This is a genomic window from Melaminivora alkalimesophila, assembly GCF_000282995.1.
Taxonomy (GTDB): Bacteria; Pseudomonadota; Gammaproteobacteria; order Burkholderiales; family Burkholderiaceae_C; genus Melaminivora; species Melaminivora alkalimesophila.
Genome location: NZ_ALEE01000334.1, coordinates 1 through 861, shown reverse-complemented (window position 1 = coordinate 861; position 861 = coordinate 1). Strand labels below are relative to the sequence as shown.

Sequence of the window (861 nt, the reverse complement as noted above, 5' to 3'; positions counted from 1 at the left end):
GCCTGCAGGGCAGCTTCAGCTCCGCCACACAGCAGCTGCAGGGCGAGGCGCGGGTGCAGGGCGTCGATCCCGCGCGCCTGCACAGCCGCTTGGCGCCGGCACCTCTCAGCGGCACGGCCAGCGCCGACGGCAGTGCGGACGGCGCGGTGCGCTTTCGGGTCGACCTGCGCGCCGCTGCCGCCCGCGCACGCGGCACCTCCGCGGGCGCCGGGACCCCTGCGCCGATCGCGCTGCAGCAGCTGAGCGCCCAGGGCCGCTGGCAGGACCGGCAGCTCGAGCTGCGCGAACTGGTGCTGGCAGCGCAGGGCGCCCGAGTGCAGGCCCGGACGCTGCAACTCGACGTGGCGCGGCAAGCCGCGCGCGGACGCGTCCAGGCCGAACTGCCGGGCGCCACGGCCCGCCTGGATGGAGACATCGCAGCGCGCAGCGGAGCCGGCGTGCTGGAACTGAACGTGGCGGACGCCCAGCGCGCCCAGGCATGGGTGGAAGGCCTGGCGGTCCCGCAGGGCGGCTGGAGCCTGCAGGGCCGCACCCGGCTCGAGCTGCGCTGGCGCGGCGGCTGGCAAGCGGCCCAGCAGCAGCTGCAGGCGGCCGGCCTGCTGGCCGCAGATGCCAAGCGCCCTGCAGGGCCGGGCGCAGCCGCCCCCGACTTCACGCTGCAGGCCCAGTGGCAGGCCCCTCGCCTGCACGTCGCCCGCGCTCCCGGACCGGGCGACGCCGGGGATGCGCTGGCGCTCGACCTGTCCGCCGTGCAGGCTTCCGTCCAGGGAAGCCTGCGCCAGCTCGACCTCGAACTGGCGGGCCAGGTGAAGCAGGACGCGCAGCAGGCACGCGTGCAGCTGCAGGCCAGCGCCGGCAGCC

At 77.0% G+C, this 861-nt stretch carries 1 pseudogene; it reads left to right on the top strand.

Annotated features, from left to right (window positions below):
• Positions 1-861, top strand: a pseudogene (locus A612_RS17335) (translocation/assembly module TamB domain-containing protein); the annotation flags it as partial.